This is a genomic window from Manganibacter manganicus (genome assembly GCF_002075885.1).
Classification (GTDB): domain Bacteria; phylum Pseudomonadota; class Alphaproteobacteria; order Rhizobiales; family Rhizobiaceae; genus Mesorhizobium; species Mesorhizobium manganicum.
This window is the reverse complement of sequence record NZ_MDET01000014.1, coordinates 33,061-51,242: the sequence shown is the minus strand read 5'-3', so window position 1 is coordinate 51,242 and position 18,182 is coordinate 33,061. Positions and strand designations below refer to the sequence as shown.

At 61.4% G+C, this 18,182-nt stretch carries 20 protein-coding genes; 6 read left to right on the top strand and 14 right to left on the bottom strand.

What is annotated here, in order from left to right; all coding sequences use genetic code 11:
- Nucleotides 1–11: 11 nt before the first annotated feature.
- Nucleotides 12–560, bottom strand: a complete 549-nt coding sequence (locus tag BFN67_RS11090; RefSeq protein ID WP_245295235.1) for a glycosyltransferase — start codon at nucleotides 558–560, stop codon at nucleotides 12–14.
- 98 nt (nucleotides 561–658) lie between these two features.
- Here BFN67_RS11090 and BFN67_RS11085 point away from each other — a divergent pair, with 98 nt between their 5' ends.
- Entirely contained in the window at nucleotides 659–1,813 is a 1,155-nt protein-coding gene (locus BFN67_RS11085) for a PA0069 family radical SAM protein (protein ID WP_080919678.1), read from the top strand.
- A gap of 143 nt (nucleotides 1,814–1,956) precedes the next feature.
- Nucleotides 1,957–2,622 carry a ribonuclease HII gene (locus BFN67_RS11080; protein WP_080919677.1) on the top strand — a complete coding sequence of 222 codons (666 nt, stop codon included), beginning with the start codon at nucleotides 1,957–1,959 and terminating at the stop codon, nucleotides 2,620–2,622.
- A gap of 87 nt (nucleotides 2,623–2,709) precedes the next feature.
- Here the strand turns inward: BFN67_RS11080 and BFN67_RS11075 are convergent, their stop codons facing one another.
- From BFN67_RS11075 to BFN67_RS11035, 9 genes are all read right to left on the bottom strand, one after another.
- Entirely contained in the window at nucleotides 2,710–3,201 is a 492-nt protein-coding gene (locus tag BFN67_RS11075; RefSeq protein ID WP_080919676.1) for a F0F1 ATP synthase subunit B, read from the bottom strand.
- A gap of 9 nt (nucleotides 3,202–3,210) precedes the next feature.
- The gene (locus BFN67_RS11070; RefSeq protein WP_080919728.1) at nucleotides 3,211–3,780 is read right to left on the bottom strand and encodes a F0F1 ATP synthase subunit B; all 570 of its coding nucleotides are present in this window, start codon (nucleotides 3,778–3,780) and stop codon (nucleotides 3,211–3,213) included.
- 57 nt (nucleotides 3,781–3,837) lie between these two features.
- Entirely contained in the window at nucleotides 3,838–4,062 is a 225-nt protein-coding gene (locus BFN67_RS11065) for a F0F1 ATP synthase subunit C (RefSeq protein ID WP_080919675.1), read from the bottom strand.
- Between the two features lie 60 nt (nucleotides 4,063–4,122).
- Nucleotides 4,123–4,881 carry a F0F1 ATP synthase subunit A gene (locus BFN67_RS11060; protein WP_080919674.1) on the bottom strand — a complete coding sequence of 253 codons (759 nt, stop codon included), beginning with the start codon at nucleotides 4,879–4,881 and terminating at the stop codon, nucleotides 4,123–4,125.
- Nucleotides 4,882–4,955: 74 nt separating this feature from the next.
- A complete protein-coding gene (locus tag BFN67_RS11055) occupies nucleotides 4,956–5,357 on the bottom strand; it encodes an AtpZ/AtpI family protein (RefSeq protein WP_080919673.1) in 402 nt (133 codons plus the stop codon).
- A gap of 232 nt (nucleotides 5,358–5,589) precedes the next feature.
- Nucleotides 5,590–6,777, bottom strand: a complete 1,188-nt coding sequence (locus tag BFN67_RS11050; protein WP_080919672.1) for a cell wall hydrolase — start codon at nucleotides 6,775–6,777, stop codon at nucleotides 5,590–5,592.
- Nucleotides 6,778–6,942: 165 nt separating this feature from the next.
- Nucleotides 6,943–7,482 (bottom strand): formaldehyde-activating enzyme, encoded by a 540-nt coding sequence (fae, locus tag BFN67_RS11045; RefSeq protein ID WP_080919727.1) that lies wholly within the window; start codon nucleotides 7,480–7,482, stop codon nucleotides 6,943–6,945.
- Between the two features lie 126 nt (nucleotides 7,483–7,608).
- Entirely contained in the window at nucleotides 7,609–9,039 is a 1,431-nt protein-coding gene (der, locus tag BFN67_RS11040) for a ribosome biogenesis GTPase Der (protein WP_080919671.1), read from the bottom strand.
- Between the two features lie 6 nt (nucleotides 9,040–9,045).
- Nucleotides 9,046–9,729 carry a tetratricopeptide repeat protein gene (locus BFN67_RS11035; RefSeq protein ID WP_080919670.1) on the bottom strand — a complete coding sequence of 228 codons (684 nt, stop codon included), beginning with the start codon at nucleotides 9,727–9,729 and terminating at the stop codon, nucleotides 9,046–9,048.
- Nucleotides 9,730–9,956: 227 nt separating this feature from the next.
- On the opposite strand from BFN67_RS11035, the gene BFN67_RS11030 reads away from it, so the two are divergent.
- Nucleotides 9,957–10,955 (top strand): polysaccharide deacetylase family protein, encoded by a 999-nt coding sequence (locus BFN67_RS11030; RefSeq protein ID WP_080919726.1) that lies wholly within the window; start codon nucleotides 9,957–9,959, stop codon nucleotides 10,953–10,955.
- Between the two features lie 7 nt (nucleotides 10,956–10,962).
- On the opposite strand, the gene sbmA is transcribed toward BFN67_RS11030, so the two are convergent.
- Nucleotides 10,963–12,222 carry a peptide antibiotic transporter SbmA gene (gene sbmA, locus BFN67_RS11025; RefSeq protein WP_080919669.1) on the bottom strand — a complete coding sequence of 420 codons (1,260 nt, stop codon included), beginning with the start codon at nucleotides 12,220–12,222 and terminating at the stop codon, nucleotides 10,963–10,965.
- A 121-nt stretch (nucleotides 12,223–12,343) separates the two neighbouring features.
- Nucleotides 12,344–13,501 (bottom strand): YbfB/YjiJ family MFS transporter, encoded by a 1,158-nt coding sequence (locus BFN67_RS11020; protein ID WP_139789146.1) that lies wholly within the window; start codon nucleotides 13,499–13,501, stop codon nucleotides 12,344–12,346.
- Nucleotides 13,502–13,716: 215 nt separating this feature from the next.
- Here BFN67_RS11020 and BFN67_RS11015 point away from each other — a divergent pair, with 215 nt between their 5' ends.
- Both BFN67_RS11015 and BFN67_RS11010 read left to right on the top strand, forming a co-directional pair.
- Nucleotides 13,717–14,973: an aminopeptidase gene (locus BFN67_RS11015; RefSeq protein WP_080919668.1), complete on the top strand. Its 1,257-nt coding sequence runs from the start codon at nucleotides 13,717–13,719 to the stop codon at nucleotides 14,971–14,973.
- A 33-nt stretch (nucleotides 14,974–15,006) separates the two neighbouring features.
- Nucleotides 15,007–15,363 carry a DUF488 domain-containing protein gene (locus tag BFN67_RS11010; RefSeq protein ID WP_080919667.1) on the top strand — a complete coding sequence of 119 codons (357 nt, stop codon included), beginning with the start codon at nucleotides 15,007–15,009 and terminating at the stop codon, nucleotides 15,361–15,363.
- A 148-nt stretch (nucleotides 15,364–15,511) separates the two neighbouring features.
- Here BFN67_RS11010 and BFN67_RS11005 read toward each other — a convergent pair whose 3' ends face one another.
- The gene (locus tag BFN67_RS11005) at nucleotides 15,512–15,859 is read right to left on the bottom strand and encodes an ArsC family reductase (protein ID WP_080919666.1); all 348 of its coding nucleotides are present in this window, start codon (nucleotides 15,857–15,859) and stop codon (nucleotides 15,512–15,514) included.
- A 190-nt stretch (nucleotides 15,860–16,049) separates the two neighbouring features.
- Between BFN67_RS11005 and BFN67_RS11000 the strand changes: the two genes are divergently transcribed.
- The gene (locus BFN67_RS11000; protein ID WP_080919724.1) at nucleotides 16,050–16,457 is read left to right on the top strand and encodes a DUF3597 domain-containing protein; all 408 of its coding nucleotides are present in this window, start codon (nucleotides 16,050–16,052) and stop codon (nucleotides 16,455–16,457) included.
- Nucleotides 16,458–16,617: 160 nt separating this feature from the next.
- Here BFN67_RS11000 and BFN67_RS10995 read toward each other — a convergent pair whose 3' ends face one another.
- Entirely contained in the window at nucleotides 16,618–18,060 is a 1,443-nt protein-coding gene (locus BFN67_RS10995) for an aldehyde dehydrogenase family protein (protein WP_080919665.1), read from the bottom strand.
- Nucleotides 18,061–18,182 lie beyond the last annotated feature (122 nt).

Sequence of the window (18,182 nt, the reverse complement as noted above, 5' to 3'; positions counted from 1 at the left end):
CGTCTTGCCGGTTATGATGCCGCCGGCCAGATGCCAACGGGCAAGGTCTTTGCCGCCATGCCACGGACGAGCGCCTCGGCGCTGTCGGCGCTCTTCGCGCGAGCCGCAGCGCGTTTTTTTGAAATGAGAAAGCCTTGCGACAAAGCGCGAGGCCGCGCAAAACTCCATGTAAACAGTGGCCGCCGCCCCACGCGCAAAGGGGTGAAACGCGCGGGCATCGCAGCCTGCGCGGCGATATAGGCGTCGGTTCCCGCTGCCCAGTCTTCGCTCAACCGGGCGCCGGGCTCGATGAACAACAGCCAGTTTCCCTTTGCTCCGGCGATGACCTCGCCCAGCCCAATCCCGCTCAGCACCGTGCACCCCGCCTGTTCGGCGATCTCGCGGGTGCTATCGGAAGAGCCACCGTCCACCACCAGAACCTCGCGCACCACCCCCTCGACCGCACCTTCGACCAGGGAGGCAAGCGTCCGGGCGAGTGCCGCCTCCACATTCAGAGCTTCGATGACAACGCTGAGCATCACAGCGCAATAGCCGACGCAGGATGGATACGCCAGCTTCATCGCATTTGTTCTTGCTTTGTTCCATTCCGCAATATAGGAATAATTTCATGAGAACAGCGATTCGTCAGCCAGCAGACAACCCTTTCGAGAGGGCCAGAATGGAACAGATCGTGCGTGCAGACATTGCAGCCTTCGGAGCCGGACGAACCGAAATGGCGAATGCAATCATCGAACAGAGCGGCATCCGCGCCAGGCCGGAACGCAATCGCGGCCGCGCCGCCGGCATCAACCCATCAGGCCGCTACGAGCCGGTCAGCCGCCATGTTTTCGACGACGGCTGGGATTCACTCGAGGAATTGCCGCCTTTCAAGACCGAAGTGCAGGTTGAAAAGCCGCGTACCATCATCACCCGCAACCAGTCGCCCGACATCTCCTTCGACCGTTCGATCAATCCCTATCGCGGCTGCGAACATGGCTGCGTCTATTGCTTCGCCCGCCCGACCCACGCCTATATGGGCCTTTCGCCGGGGCTCGATTTCGAATCGAAGCTGTTCGCCAAGCCGGATGCCGCACGCCTGCTCGACAAGGAATTGTCGAAACAGGGTTACCAACCACGAACCATCGCCATCGGCACCAACACCGATCCCTATCAGCCGATCGAGAAGGCGCATCGCATCATGCGCGAAATCCTCGAAGTGCTGGAAGCGCGCGGCCATCCGGTCGGCATCGTCACCAAATCGGCGCTAGTGACGCGCGACATCGACATATTAGCGCGCATGGCCGAGCGCGGACTTGCCAAGGTGGCGCTTTCGGTGACGACGCTCGACCGCATGCTAGCGCGCACCATAGAGCCCCGCGCATCGACACCCACCAAACGGCTGGAAGCGATCCGGCAATTGAGCCAAGCCGGTATCCCGACTTCGGTGATGGTGGCGCCGATCATTCCCGGCCTGACTGATGCGGAGATGGAGCGTATCCTCGATTCAGGCCATGCCGCCGGCGCGCGCGAGGCCGGCTATGTGGTGCTGCGCCTGCCGCTGGAGGTTTCGCCGATCTTCAAGGACTGGCTGCTGCGTCATTATCCCGACCGCTACCGGCACGTCATGACATTGATCCGTTCGATGCGCGACGGCAAGGATTACGATTCCGAGTGGGGCAAGCGCATGAAGGGCGCCGGTCCCTATGCCTGGCAGATCGGCCGGCGCTTCGAGATCGCAGCCAAGCGGCTCGGCCTCAATGTCGAGCGGCGGCAATTGCGCACGGATCAATTCATGGCCGCACCGCGTGAGAACGAGCAATTGATGCTGCTTTGAATATCCGGGTACGGCAGACGCCTGCCTTCGATCAATACCGTCGACCCTGTCCCCCGGTTGCAGGACGGCGCCCTTGCAGTCCGTTACCCCACCGGCTGCAAGGGCTTGCGGAGAATCGGGGCCAATGCGAAGTTCGCCGCGCTATGCTTCGCACCCGCCCTGATTCTCCGCTTCTCTTCGAGATTGTGGAAAGACCCGATTTCTCCTTCGAAACGAAGGCGAGGAGAGATGGTCTATGGCCTGTCGCCGGCATGGACGAAGCCGGGCGCGGACCACTGGCCGGGCCGGTCGTGGCGGCGGCCGTGGTGCTCGATCCGGACAATATTCCCGAAGGCCTGGACGATTCCAAGCGCCTCAATGCGCACCAGCGCGAAGCCCTGTTTTCAAATATCCTCGGCCGTGCGCTGGGCGTGTCGATGGCCTCGATCTCCGCCGAGGGGATCGATGCCAGCAATATCCTCAAAGCCAGTCTGGAAGCGATGCGCCGCGCGCTGTGCGGATTGCCGCTCGCCCCGAAGCTGGCGCTGGCCGACGGCCGCGATGTGCCACCCGGCCTGCCCTGTGCGGGGCGGGCACTGGTGCGCGGCGACCAGCGTTCGCAATCGATCGCCGCAGCCTCGATCGTCGCCAAGGTGTTGCGCGACCGCATGATGGCCGATTGCGGCAATCATCACGGGCATTACGGATTCGAGGTGCATATGGGCTATGCGACGGTTCGCCATCGAACCGCCCTCCAGACGCACGGGCCGATCAAGCGCCTGCACCGCTTTTCCTTCGCGCCGCTGCGGCTCGAAACCGGCCGGAACTGACCAAACCCCCACCACCCGGTCCGGGAAAGAAAAAAGCCGCCGGGTTTCCCCCAACGGCTTCGTCAATCGATGCGGCTGCGAGGCGGCTCAGTTGAGCTTGGATTTTACTTCGGCCATCGATGCCTTGAAAAGGTCCGCTCCGGCCTTGCCGCCTGCCTGGCTGGCCAGCACATTGCGGGCAGCCTCGACAGCAAGATCGACGGCACTGGCACGCACTTCGGCAATCGCCTCGCGCTCGGCCTGGCCGATCTTCTGTTCGGCAAGTGCCGTACGACGGGCGACATATTCCTCGGTGCGCTCATGCGCTTCCTTGGCCAGCACCGAGGCATCATGCTTTGCCGCCTCGACAATGGCCGCGGCTTCCTGCTCGGCTTCCTTGCGCTTCTGCTGGTAATCGGCGAGCAGTTTCTGCGCTTCCTCGCGCAATTGACGCGCATTGGCGAGTTCGTCGCGGATCTTGCCGGCCCGGCTGTCCAGCGACTTCGTCACCATGGCCGGAACCTTGATATAGATCATTATGCCGATGAAGATGAACAGCGCAATCGCTGCCCACACAGTTGCAAGAGCTGTTGCGTCCATGATCTTTCCTCAACCGGCAGCGGATTTGACGGCCGCGGCCACATCGGCCTTGTCCGCCTTGCCCAGCAGACGCTCGATGATAGCGGTCGCCGTGCTTTCGGCAATGGCGCCGACATCCTTCATCGCGGCGGTCTTGATCGTCGCGATATGGCTTTCGGCTTCGGCAAGTTTGCTTTCAAGGTCGGCTTCGACAGATTTGCGCGCCGTCTCGGCTTCCGCCTTGGCAGCGTCACGCGCCTCCTGGCCGATGGCATTGGCGCGGGTCTTGGCCTCCGCGAGTTCCTGCTCATAAGCAGCAACAGCGGCGTCTGCCTCGTCCTTCAGCTTCGCGGCCTGATCCAGATCAGAGGTGATGCGACTGCTGCGTTCTTCGATGACGCCGCCGATGCGCGGCACCACCGTCTTCTTCAGGAAGACATAGAACAGGCCAAAGGTGATCGCCAACCACAGAAGCTGGGACGGAAAGGTGGTCGCGTCGAAGGGCGGAAAGCTTTCATGCCCTCCTTCTTGATGCGGCACCTCTGTTCCGGCCTGAGCGGCGGGCGCAGCCTCTTCCGCATAAGCAGTCGTGACGAACATCAGCTTGTTCCCGTCATGCAGGCCCGCGTGCACAGCGGGCCTTATTCCAGTGATCGATTAGCCGAACAGAGCCAGCAACGCGATGAGCAGCGAGAAGATGCCCATGGCTTCCGTCACGGCGAAGCCGAAAATCAGGCGGCCGAACTGGCCATCGGCAGCAGACGGATTGCGCAGCGCGCCAGCCAGATAGTTGCCGAAGATGTGGCCGAGGCCGATGCCTGCGCCGCCCATGCCGAGGCAAGCAATACCGGCGCCGATGTACTTAGCTGCTTCAACTTCCATTTTTCTCTCCTTGATGGGAATTGGTTGCAATGCAGTGGAATATCGCCCGTGCCAGCCGCCCTAGTGGCTGGGATGCAGGGCGTCGTTAAGGTACATGCAGGTCAGAATGGCGAAGACATAGGCCTGCAATGCCGAAACTAGGAGTTCAAGCGCTGTAAGCGCCACGGCCATCGCAAGCGGCAGCACGGCGCCGGCGACGCCGACGGCGCCCAATGCGCTCAGCGAAATCACGAAACCGGAAAAAACCTTGAGGGTGATATGGCCGGCCAGCATGTTGGCGAAAAGACGAACCGAAAGGCTGACAGGGCGCGACAGGAACGAAACCAGTTCAATCGCCACCACCAGCGGCAGCAGCACGACCGGAACGCCGCTCGGCACGAACAGCTTGAGGAACCGGAACCCGTGCTTGCCAAAGCCATAGACAACCACGGTCAGGATGATCAGCATCGACAGCGCAAAGGTAACGATGATGTGGCTGGTTACGGTGAAGAAATAAGGAAACAGGCCAAGCAGGTTCGCCACCAGAACGAACATGAAGATCGAGAACACGAAGGGAAAGAACTTCATGCCCTGCGTGCCGGCGGCGTCCTTGAGCATGGAGGCCGTGAACTCATAGCACATTTCAGAGATCGACTGCAGGCGCGTCGGAACCATGCCGCGCCCCGCCATGGACAGGTAAAGGAACCCACCCGTCAGCAGCACGACAATGACCATGAACAGCGAGGCATTAGTGAAGGACACATCATAGCCGCCGATATGCAGGGGCACGATCGTGTGAATCTGGAACTGGTGGATCGGATCGACCTTGTCAGCTGCCACTTGCCTTCCCCATCAAAGCCGCCTTGCGCGGCCCCTGCTCTTGCGCGGTCGTCAATTGCGACACCGCGCTTGTTTCATTCATCCCGGCCGGATGGCCGTTTGTCAGCCTGGCCGAAGTCAGCAACCAGCCCCGCTGAACGCAGGACATTCAATATGCCAGCGCCGAAGCCGAGGAGCAAAAAGACGATCATGCCCCAAGGCGATGTTCCCGCCCAACGATCGATCGCCCAGCCAAGTGCGGCACCGACAGCCACTCCGGCAATGAATTCGCCAGAAAGCTTGACCGCCTGGGCATATCCAGTGGCGCTACTCTCCGGTTTCCCGTCTTTTCCCTCGGACCGGCCCGGCATCCTCTCGGCAAGCGATGCTCCGAGATCGCGCCGGCGGCGCTCAAGATCGTCGTCACGGATGCCGGCATCGCGGCGAGGGTCGGGTCCGGTATCGCCGGTTCCGCCTGGCCTTTTCTGCCCGGCCATCGCAACCCCTTTCCCGGCCGAAACGTCTCCGTTCGCCCGCATCCAATTCGGGCGCAACATAGATAGAGGGCTTCCACCCGTCAAGCCACGGACGGAACTTCACCACACCACATTTTGTATTATGAAATCAGGAACTTATGGGGATGCGACATCGTGCCCACCGCAGGGCTGGATGCAAAGCGCGCGAATCCACGAAATTTGGCCACTGGAGGTCTGTTGGCCAAAGGCTGCTTCAACTCCAGCCGCCGCCATAGGTACGGTAAAAAATATGCAGGCCGATCTTGGTCATCCTGTGCATGGTCCGCGCCCAGCCGGGATTGACATAGTTGGCGTAGTAATGCGTCGCCGAACCGACTTCTGGCAAGAAGATTTTGCCGGCCGTCACCGCCATGGCGATTTCCTTGGCTAGTTTGTAATGGCTGTGGCTGCGCACCACATCCTTGTGGCCGTCGCAGGCAAAAGAAAACTGGCAGGCGTTGCGCCAATTCTGGTTCTGGTACACCACACCGCATATGGAACCCGGATAAGCCGGATTGCGCACTCGATTGAGCACGACCTGGGCGACAGCCGCCTGACCGCGCATCGATTCGCTGCGGGCCTCGAAATAGATCGCATTGGCCAGGCAGGACTGCTCCTTCTTGGAGAAGACGCTCGGCGGCAGCGGGTTTTCCATCCAGGCGTGATCACCTTCCGACATTGGCGGAATGAAACGGCCGGCATTCGGCTTCTTGTCCTTGAGCAGAACCTCGAATGGCGAAGCCTTGGCATAATCCGGATCGGCGGAGGCATACGCAGTAGCCAGCACGTCCGGCTTGTTGTCGTTGAACAGTTTCGCAAGCATAGGCGGCACGTCGAAATTCGGCTTGCGAGCTTCGCGAATGTGGAAGGTGGAAGCGATCTGCACTTCCTCCCCTTTGATCTTTGGCTTAGCGAACGCCAGTTTCATGCCGCTGTTCATGCTTGGACGCAGCAGATAGCTGGTACGCTCGAACAGGGAACCGGCACTGAAATTCTTCGGCGGAGCAACCGGCACGATTTTCATTACCCGGTTGCCCTTGTCGGCGCGCATGACGCGGTCCTCGTCGGGCGTTTCTCCAACGAGACCGCTCTTGGACCGAAATGCGACCGTGCCGACGCCCGGCAATTCGACGCCGGCACCCGACAGCGAACCGGCGACGGCGCTGGAATCGGTAAAGGGCATGTCAGCCGCCTGTATGGAGCCGGCCGCTGATTTTTCGATATAGGCATTCCAGCGTGTACCGGGCGATTCGAGCCCGGATACCAGACTTGTCATGTCCTGATAGGCAGTCGCGCTGGGAAAGCCCACCCAGATGCCAAGCCCGACAACCAGCGGAGAGAGCAGCGAGCGCGACCTGCCATCGGCTGCGGCGCGCAACCGCTCAACAAAACGTCGATGCACGGAAAACTCTCCAGAACGCGAAAAAACCCACTGGAAAGACGATGGAGCATTAACCTTGATTGTTGGTTAACAGGGAGGTGCGATACACCCACGATAGCGAACGGCCACCGGTCGAAGATCGAGCCCCGACCGGTGGCCGTTATTGACTTCAGGAAAAAGCCGGCTTCAATAGTCGATCACGCCGTCCAGGGCGTAGTGTTTGATCGACTTGCGATTGGCAATCAGTTCATCGACGGTCGGTTTGCCGGTCATGGCGCGGGTAATCGCAAGCTTTGTCGCCTCGTAATTGGTGCGATAAAGATCCTTCTTGTCGAGGTTCTCGTCGCTGGCGCAGCGCGGATCGAGCCAGACCGTGATGATCATGCACAATTCGTCGGCCTGATCGCGCGGCAGGATATTCTCGCTCAGGCAATCGACGATGGCGTCGCCCATGGCCGCCTGCACGACACCGCCAAACAATTCGACATAAGCCGAGTTCTTGATGGTGGCCTTGGTGGTCATCAACGCCGCCGGCTTGACCGCCTGATTGAGATCACGCACGACAAACATGCGTGTGTGGCCCTTCGTCTGCCCCATCATCGAAGCAAATGCATGGCCGACCGGGCCTTTGACCGAACCGATGACCACCTCCGGCATAGCATCCGTCGCCTGCCCTTCCGCCGCCAGGACGGTTGCCTCCCCCGTGCGGAACCAAATCTCGCTCACTTGCGTCTCCTCTTCGAAAATCCAAGTCAATCGGTTGTAACGGTGCCCACTCAATCTCTACCTGTGCCACCCATCGCGGTCCAGATGGCCGAATGTCGCGACAGGAAACAAAATTGAATGATAGTATTACCGCTTCTTCGCCCGTCCAGCGAACGGATTTTCCGAGGCACGCAACGCCATGCGGATCGGCACGCCCGGCATGTCGAATGCCTCGCGCAGATTGTTGACCAGATAGCGCACATAGGATTGCGGCATCGCGTCGGGACGCGAACAGGAGACGACAAAACCCGGCGGGCGCGTCTTGGCCTGCGTGACATATTTGACCTTCAGCCGGCGTCCCGCGACGGCAGGCGGAGGATGATGTGCGAGAATGCCCTCCAGCCAGCGATTGAGCTTGCCGGTCGAGACACGGCTGTTCCATATTCTGTGCGTGCGCAGAACGGCTTCCATCAGCCTGTCGAGGCCGCGCCCTGTTTCAGCCGAGACAGTCACCGCCTGAATGCCGCGCACCTGTGGCAGCAGCCGCTCGGTCTTTTCGCGCAATTCGGACAGGAGTTGCTGCGGATTGTCAATCAGGTCCCATTTGTTGAAGGCAATAACCGGCGCCCTGCCCTCGCGCACGATCAGGTCGGCAATCTGCAGATCCTGCTTCTCGAACGGAATGGTGGCATCCAGGACGACGACGACGACTTCGGCAAAGCGCACGGCACGCAATCCGTCAGCCACCGAAAGCTTTTCCAGCTTTTCCTGCACGCGGGCCTTGCGGCGCATGCCGGCGGTATCGAACAATTTCAGATGGCGGCCGCGCCATTCCCATTCGACGGAAATGGAATCGCGTGTGATGCCGGCTTCCGGTCCGGTCAGGAGTCGTTCCTCGCCGATCAGGGCGTTGATCAGCGTCGATTTGCCCGCATTGGGACGCCCGACGACGGCAATGCGCAGCGGCTTGGTTTCGTCATAGGCCGGCGCATCGGCGTCGGGATCGGCGATATCCTCGCCGATCAGAACTTCGCTCGCCGCGATTTCCTCGTCGTCGTCCTCGTCGCCCCCCAGCGCACGCTCTTTACCAAGCGCTTCTATAACCGCATCGCGCAGATCAGGCAGGCCCTGGCCATGTTCGGCGGAAACCGGGATAGGCTCTCCAAGCCCGAGTTCCCAGCCTTCCAGCATGCCACCTTGCGCGCCGCGCGCCTCCGCCTTGTTGGCAACCAGAACGACCGGCTTGCCGGAGCGGCGCACAACATCGGCGAAGGTGCGGTCATCGGGCATCAGGCCGGCCTTGGCATCGATCAGGAAGAATACCAGATCAGCCTCGCCGATGGCGATCTCGGTCTGCGCGCGCATTCGCCCGGACAGGCTAGCAGCCGGCGCATCTTCAAAGCCGGCCGTGTCAATGACGTCGAAGACAAGATCATACAACCTGGCCGCGTGCACCCGACGATCGCGGGTTACGCCCGGCGTGTCGTCGACGAGCGCCAGCTTGCGCCCGACGAGGCGATTGAAAAGAGTCGACTTGCCGACGTTAGGCCGACCGAGAATGGCTACCTTGAAGCTCATGCCGTATCACGACGCATTGCTCGCCGCCGGCACTACGCCCGAACCGCGGATGAGTTCGGACATCATGGTGGCGCGCTGGCGCGCATTGGACGGAGCCGAAGGGTCGGCAGTGATCTCGTCGAACAGTTTCAGCGCATCCTGCGCCTTGCCTTCCTTCCAGGCCGACAGACCGAGTGCGGCACGCGCGGTGTGGCGCAGAGGATTGGTTTCGGCGGCAAGCGGCTCGACCCGCTTGGCGACATCGTCATAAGAGCCGTGATCGACCAGCAGCAGGCCGGCGCGGAGGCGGGCGACGTTGCGGATGGAATCCGGAATGTCATTGTTGGCAGCGACGGCGTCGAAATCGGCGACAGCACCGGCAAAATCGCCCTTATTGGCCTTGACCGTGGCCGCGCGCATGCGCGCCAGCAGCGGATAGGCGCCATAACTGTCCTTTTCGAGCTTGCCGAAAGCCAACAATGCCTCATCGGCTTTGTTGGCATCTGCCAGTTCGAGCGCCTGCGCGAACGCATCGCCCGAGGCGTTGGCGCGGCTTTCGTCCCAATAGCGATAGCCGACGAAGGCAGCGGTGCCGAGGATGACGAGAACCACCGCCGCGATAAGCATCGGGCCGTAGCGGTCCCACAGCACCTTCGCCTTTTCCTTGCGGAATTCCTCGTTGACTTCACGAATAAAATTGTCGTCCGCCATTTACCAAACCATTATCGCCATTGGCCGGGACCAAACCATGATTGCCCGTCGGGCGGGATTGTCGAGCCCGCGTTTTAGCGGAAATTTGCCGGCATGGAAGGGGCCGCCGCCGAAATTCGCCAAAAGCGGTGTTTTCGCCCATGCTCAGCATCGGGCGCGACGCATCCGCGCCATATTCGCTCGCTAGTGACGCCGCTTTCCATGCCCGAAAGATTATGATTGCGCCCATGCCGCTTGTATCCCGTATTGTTGCGTCCGCCCTTGCCCTGCTCGCGTCCCTGAGCGCAGCCAATGCCGAGGCACCGCATGCTCCGGCAAAGGCGCAACAGGTCGTCATCATCTCCTTCGACAGCGCGCGCGAGATTTCGCAATGGCAGCGCAGCCGCGCATTGGCCAGGCGCACCGGCGCGCATTTCACCTATTTCCTGTCCTGCGTGTTCCTGCTCAGCAGGGAAACGCGCAAGGAATACAGGCCCCCGCACAGAAGCGCCGGCCGATCCAATATCGGCTTTGCCGCCTCGAAAGACGAAGTGGCCGAGCGGCTGGGCCAGATCAGGCAAGCCGCCCTGGAAGGCCATGATATCGCCAGCCATGGCTGCGGCCATTTTGACGGCAAGAACTGGTCGAAGGCCGACTGGCTGGCCGAATTCACCGCCTTCAAGCACGTTTTGACAGACGCCTATTCAATCAATGGCATTGTTGGAAAACCCGACGACTGGACGGACATTGTTGCAAACTCCGCTGTCGGTTTCCGGGCGCCTTATCTTTCGACGGGCAAGGGCCTTTATGAAGCCTTGGCCGCAGCCGGATATGTCTATGACGCCAGCGGCATTTCGCGCGGCCCCGCACAACCTGAAAGACATAGTGGCATTATCCGCTTCTCGCTGCCGCTGATCCCAGAAGGGCCGAAAGGGCGGCGGGTGATTGCCATGGATTACAATCTCTATGCCCGCCATTCCGGCGCCAAGGAAGACGTGGCCAACGCAGAAGAATACGAGGGGCGCGCCTATCGGGCCTTCCGCGCCGCTTTCGACAAGCAGTATGAGGGCGAACGCATCCCGCTCGAACTCGGCTTCCATTTCACCTTGATGAATGACGGCGCCTATTGGAACGCGCTGGAACGCTTTGCCGGCGAGGTCTGCATAAAAAGCGATGTCGCGTGCATTTCTTTCAAGGATTATGCGGCGCGCATCGACAAGGGAAAGCAGCAGCCCGCCGGCGGCTGAATCGCTTTCACGCGAAGTCCTCTACGCGCCCGCCCTCGTGGAACTCGCGATCGATGGACGACAGGGGCTCGCCTTCCAGCGTCGCCTCGAAGGCGTGGAGGCGTTTGTAGATCGACAACAACTCCACGATCGTCGGCCATGCGTTGACCAGATATTGGAAGGACGAAGACACCTGGCTGAACGCCGTGGCAATCTGCTGCCAGATGCCCATGGTTATGGTGCCGGCGGCGATGGTTGGAATGAGGATCACGCTGGAGAAGATCGCATCGGCCTGCTGGAAACCCGAGCGGAAGATGTTGAAATAGGCATAGTGAAAATAGAGCGTGAAATAGTTGCGCCGCACATGGGAGAACAATTCCTTGACGGTCGGGGGCCGCGCCTTGGCCTCGTCGTCCTCGCCATAGACCAGTTCCTTGCGGTAGGCGGCCTCGACCCGCTGGTTCTTGAATTCCAGCCCCGGCAGCTTGATGCCGGCCACCATCAGAAGGACCGTACCGAACACCGACCAGCCAACGGCGGCGAAAACCAGCGAATAGGGAATCTGCCCCACCAACGGCAAGGCTGTAACATGGGTGGAAAGCTGAGCGAGCAGCGGCAGGAAGGCAATGAGCGTCATGACTGAATCGATCAAGGCGACGCCGAGCCCTTCCATGGTGGTGGAAAAACGCATCGTGTCTTCCTGGACGCGCTGCGAAGCGCCCTCGATGTGGCGTAGACGCTCCCAGTTGGCCATGTAGTAGTCGTTCATGGCGGTACGCCAGCGAAAGATATAGTGGCTGACGAAAAACCGCGTGACAACGAACAGCATCATCGCCGACATGCCGATCCAGGCATAAATCCAGAACATCGAATAGAGTTCGCCGGCGCTGACGGCGCCCGCTTTTGTCAGCGCCTTCTGGAACAGATCGAAGAAAGGACCGCGCCAATTGTTGAGCGCGACATACATCTGCACGCCGAGATAGGTCGAAAACAGGATCAGCGCCGAGCCGAGAATCGACCAGTTCTGCCAGGGATGATTGGCATAGAGGCGCCAGAACAGATAAAACGCGCCGACCATGACGCCGAAATAGATGTAGAACCAGATGAACGGCGCGGTCCAGAACATCGGGACGCCGAGCACCGGCGGCGCACCGGCAGGCGCCGGCGGCAGGCCGATCATCGCGCCGAGTTGTTCTCCGCCGAAGAACCAGAACAGAATGCCTGCAAGGCACCACAGTGCCGCCGAGCTGAAAAAAAGCTTCGGCTGCGGAAAGAACGATACGAACACCCGGTGATCCCTTGATGACTGCGATTCGCAAGCATCAAGTCACAGTTTTTGCGGCAAGGAAATGGCGCGCCGGCCATTCACCCGATTACAATATTGTCATGTCTGGTGCAGAGCGACGCGCTCAGGCAGGCTTGCGTGCCGACCAGACGCAGCCGGCGGAAAGCAAAAGCACGATGGAAGCGGCGATCGAGGGTACGAAGAAGCTGCCCGACCATTGCGCCAACAGGCCGGCCACCAGCGGCCCGACGATCTGGCCGACGCCGAACGACGCGGTCATCAGCGCAAACACCCGGCGCGGCGCGCGTGGCGCCAGCATCCGGCCCGCCTGTAGCCCAAGCGCTGTCGCGGCGATAAAGGTGAAGCCGAGCAGGACGCCGCCGAGCAACGGCCCGATCTGGCCGCCGAGCGACACGCTTGCCGCGACCCCCACCGCCTCGACAAGACAGGCCAGTACATAAGCGGCGTAAAGCCCGACCCGTGCGGCAATCCGGTTCCAGACCCAGACCGAAGGCACACCGACGAGGCCAGTGACGAGCCAGACCATGGTTTCAAAGACCCGGCCGCCGCCGTCCTGGCGCACGATGGCGATGAGGAACGTGGCCGTGACCACATAGCCGAAGCCAAACAGGCCGTAGGCGATAATGACGCGGGTGAGCGACCGATCCTTCGGCAGACGCGGTTCGCGTCCTTCCGTGCCATTGCCAAGCGGTCCGCCGCGCGCCATCAGAACCACGGCGACGAAGCCGCAGGCGGATATGATCGCCGACCAGTACCAGCCCGCGGTCCAGCCGGAATGTTCGGTGACAAGCACGGCCAGCAGCGCCGCCGAAATCGCTATTCCGAGCCCGACGCCGCCGAAATGCAAGGCATGGAGGCCGTTCCTGTCGGCGGCGGCGAGATGACTGAACACAATGCTGGTGAGAAAGACCATGACGAACGCGCTGGCGACACCGGCCAGAAAGCGGATGACGAGAAACGGCACCATCGCGTCCGTCACGCCCATCAGCGCCGCCAGCACCGCTGTGCCGCCCAGGCCAACCAGCATCATCGATCGCTCGCGCCCATGCGCCCAGCCGCCGGCGGCCAGCAGCGCGCCGACCAGATAGCCGAGGTAATTGGCCGAGGCGATCAAGCCGGCATCCGATGCCGAGAGATGCAGTTCCTCCATCATTCCCGGCAGGATCGGCGTATAGATGAAACGGCCAATGCCCATGGCAACGGCCAGGCCGATCATGCCGGCGGCGGCGTAGCGCATGGATGTGTTCGAGGCGGATTTCATCGCGGCGCACAATATGGAGGCCACATGGCAACACAATCCGTTTTCGTTGGGCCAATACCAATTGCCTGATCCAACAGCCGCCATGCCGTCTTCCGGATCAAGCACGACAAGCAGCGCGACCGGTCCAGCCGGGACTATTCGTTGACGATGGTGGAAAGACCGGTGAACGCGGTCTATGTATGATTTCAGGCATTCTTTCAAAAACAGGCAGGACCATGACGACACACGCCCGCGACTTTTCGGCATCGATCGACCCGGTGAAACTGGACCGGTTGGCGGAAGTGGTAATCAAGGTCGGGCTGCAATTGCAGCCGGGCCAGGATCTGGTGCTGACATCGTCCATTCCGGCGCTGCCGCTGACGCGCAGGATCGTCGAACAGGCTTACAAGGCCGGCGCCGGGCTGGTGACGCCGATCTTCTCCGATGACGAAATCACGCTGGCCCGCTTCCGTTACGGGCAGGATGACAGCTTCGACCGCGCAGCCGACTGGCTCTATGAAGGCATGGCCAAGGCTTTCTCCAATAATGCGGCGCGGCTTGCCGTGCGCGGTGACAATCCCTCGCTGCTTTCCGGGCAGGACCCAACGAAGGTGGCGCGCGCCAACAAGGCCAACTCCACCGCCTACCAGCCGGCGCTGGAAAAAATCACCGGCTTCGACATCAACTGGAACATCGTTGCCTATCCGGAACTGGCATGGGCGAAACAGGTGTTTCCGGGCGAGACCGACGATGTGGCCGTGGCCAAGCTGGCCGACGCGATCTTTGCCGCCAGCCGCGTCGATAATGACGACCCGATCGGCGCCTGGGCGGCACATAACGCAGCACTTCGCCAGCGCACCGAATGGATGAACGGCCATAAATTCCATGCCCTGCACTTCACCGGGCCGGGCACCGACCTGACCGTTGGGCTGGCCGACGATCACGAATGGATGGGGGGCGCCTCGACGGCCAAGAACGGCGTGACCTGCAACCCCAATATCCCGACGGAAGAAGTGTTCACCACGCCGCATGCCCGGCGGGTTTCCGGCCATGTCTCATCGACCAAGCCGCTTTCCTATCAAGGCACGCTGATCGACGAGATTTCGGTGCGTTTCGAGGAAGGGCGGATCGTGGAGGCCAGAGCCGCCAAGGGTGAGGACGTGCTGCACAAGGTGCTGGACACGGATGAAGGCGCGCGCCGGCTTGGCGAAGTGGCGCTGGTGCCGCATTCCTCGCCGATCTCCAGAAGCGGTATCCTGTTCTACAACACGCTGTTCGACGAAAACGCCTCATGTCACATCGCGCTGGGCCAATGCTATGCGAAATGCTTCGTCAATGGCGACAAGCTCAGCCGCGACGAGATCGCCGCGCGCGGCGGCAACAAGAGCCTCATCCATATCGACTGGATGATCGGCTCCGACAAGGTGGATATTGACGGCCTCCACGAAGACGGTCGCCGGGTGCCGGTGATGCGCAAGGGCGAATGGGCCTGAAAGCAGGCACGGCCGGGGACGAAAGGGAAAGACATGGCCACGGAGATCGCGATCAAGCGGGTTTACGAAGCGCCTTCATCCGCTGACGGGCAACGGGTGCTGGTGGATCGGCTGTGGCCGCGCGGCGTCAAGAAAGAAGACGCAAAACTCACTGAATGGGTCAAGGCCGTCGCGCCGAGCGACGAGTTGCGCAAGTGGTTCGGCCATGATCCGGCAAAATGGGATGAATTCCAGACACGCTACCGGGCCGAACTGAAAGACAGGAGCGAAGCGGTCGAGGAACTGCGCGATCTGGCGGCGAAGGGCAAGCTGACATTGCTCTACGGCGCACATGACGAGGCGCACAACAATGCCGTGGTGCTGGCTAAATATTTGCAAGAGGTGAAATAGGCGTGCGTCCTTCGAGGCTCACTTCGTTCGCACCTCAGGATGAGGGAGGTTTGCGCCAAAAGCCCTCATGCTGAGGAGGCGGCGAACGCCGCCGTCTCGAAGCACGCAGGGAAGGCGGAAGGTCGAGCCTCGAAGCACGCACCGAGTATCAAAGCAGTTCCCGCTCATAAATATCGGGCTTGAAGCCGACCAGAAGTTGCGCGCCTTTCTCAAGCACAGGCCGCTTGATCATAGTTGGATGGGCGAGCATCAATGCCCTGGCCTTTTGCGCGTCCAGCCCGTGCTTTTCGGCATCTGCAAGGCCCCGGAACGTCGCGCTCGACTTGTTGAGCAGCACCTCCCAGCCGAGTTTGCCGATCCAAGCCTCCAGCCTGTCGGCCTCGAACCCCTGCTTGCGATAATCATGGAAGGCATAGTCGACGCTATGGGATTCCAGCCAGTTGCGCGCCTTCTTGATCGTGTCGCAATTGGGGATGCCATAGATGGCGACGGTCATGGCGCAACTCCTTGATGCCCGAATTACAAGAAGCCCTAGCCGATTCGATTGCCGCGACGCATCCGTGAAATTGGCGGAGACGCAAGCCGAGGTGATTTCCTGCCGCGATCATAATTGTTTACATGAGCGCCTTCGCCCCCTACCGTTTGCCTGGGTGGCGGGCTCTGTTTTTGCGATCAAGGAGGCAAAGGTGGGTATTTTCGACAAGATCAAGGGCGCGATCTTCGGCCGGGCCGAGGCGGCGGAAGCCCCGGCAGCGCAGCCGGCGCCGTCTTCGGGCGGCACCGCCACGCCTCAACCCGCGCCGCCCGCCGGCGGTGCGGCCCGCGCACCGGCGCAGACGGTCGACGTGGCGGCGGTTCTTGAAAAGGCAGTGGCTTCCAAGGGCCAGAAACTCAACTGGCGTACCTCGATCGTGGATTTGATGAAGGCGCTCGACATGGACAGCAGCCTCGCCGAGCGCAAAGAACTGGCAGCCGAACTCGGCTATCCGGGTTCAACTGGCGATTCCGCGGCCATGAACATCTGGCTGCACAAGGCGCTGCTGAAGAAGCTGTCGGAAAATGGCGGCAAGGTGCCGGCCGACCTGCTCGACTGATCGGTTTCAAAGCGAAGCGGCGGCAGGGCAACGCACCTGCCGCGCTGGAGCAGCGGGTGTTCTGACGAACGTGGTTCCCGCCGCTTCTTTTGATTTACTTGGCTGCATTTGTGCGACGCCAGACGATTCCGTCTGGCTGCAAATGCTCTATTGTGAAATGTCAGGCCGTGTAAGCGGTCTTGACCGTGGTGTAGAACTCCTTGGCATAGGTTCCCTGCTCACGCTGTCCGTAGCTCGACCCCTTGGCGCCGCCGAACGGCACATGGTAATCGACACCGGCCGTCGGCAGGTTGACCATGACCATGCCCGCGCGCGAATGCCGCTTGAAATGCTCGGCGTGCTTCAGCGAAGTGGTGGCGATGCCGGCGCACAAGCCGAATTCGGTATCGTTGGCGGTGGCCAGCGCCTCCTCATAATCGCCGACGCGAATGATGCTGGCGACAGGGCCGAATACCTCCTCGCGGTTGATGCGCATGTCGTTGGTGGTGCCCGAAAACAGCACCGGCTGCATGAAATAACCCTCATTGTCATGCTTCACCGGCTCGCCGCCGGTCTCAGCCTTGCCGCCGTCTTCCTTGCCGATCTCGACATAGCGCAGATCCTGCGCAAGCTGGCGCTCGTCCACCACGGGGCCGATCTGCGTATCCTTGGCCAGCGCGTCGCCGACGCGCAGCGCCGAAACCCGCTCGCGCATGGCGGCAAGGAAGCGGTCGTGGATACCCTTGGTGACGATCAGACGGCTGGACGCCGTGCAACGCTGGCCGGTGGAATAGAAGGCGCCGTTGACGGCAGCCTCGACGGCGATGTCGAGGTTGGCATCGTCCATGACGACGAGCGGGTTCTTGCCCCCCATCTCGGCCTGGACCTTGCCGCCGCGCGCCGCCACCGTGGCGACGGCAGTTCTGCCGGTGGCGACGGAACCGGTGAAGGAAACGGCATCTATGCCGCGATGATCGAGGATCGCCTGCCCGACATCGCGGCCCTTGCCCATTACCAGATTGAGCACGCCGTGTGGCAGGCCGGCGCGATGCAATATATCGACCAGTTCCCACGCCGAGCCCGGCACCAGTTCGGCCGGCTTGAAGACGACCGTATTGCCATAGGCCAGTGCCGGGGCGATTTTCCAGGCAGGAATGGCGATGGGGAAATTCCACGGCGTGATGATGCCGACGACGCCGACCGGCTCACGCGTGACCTCGACCTTGACGCCGGGCCTGACCGAAGGCAGCACATCGCCCGGATTGCGGAGCGCCTCGCCGGCCATGAATTTCAGAATCTGCCCGGCACGCGCCACCTCGCCGCAGCCTTCGGCAAGAATCTTGCCCTCCTCGCGGCTGAGCAGGCGGCCGAGTTCGTCGCGCCGCGCCAGGACCTCCGTTCCGGCACGGTCGAGAATGTCGAAACGCTGCTGCGGCGTTGAAGTCGACCATGCCGGCAGGGCCGCCTGTGCCGCCGCCACTGCCTCGTCCACCATGCCAGCGTTGCCAGAGGCATAAAGCCCGATCACATCGGCGACGTTCGAAGGGTTGCGATTCTCGCGTCCGTCGGCGCTGTCCCGCCACTCGCCGCCGATCAGATTGGACTTCACGCTAACACTTGCCATCGTTCTTGCTTCCTTCTCTTTGCGGCTGAATTCAAGCCGGCTTGGCTTTCCGTTATCCGCCGTTATGCTGCGATCCGGGTTAGCTTGTTTCAATCGGACCCGCCCGGTCGAGCAAATCTCAC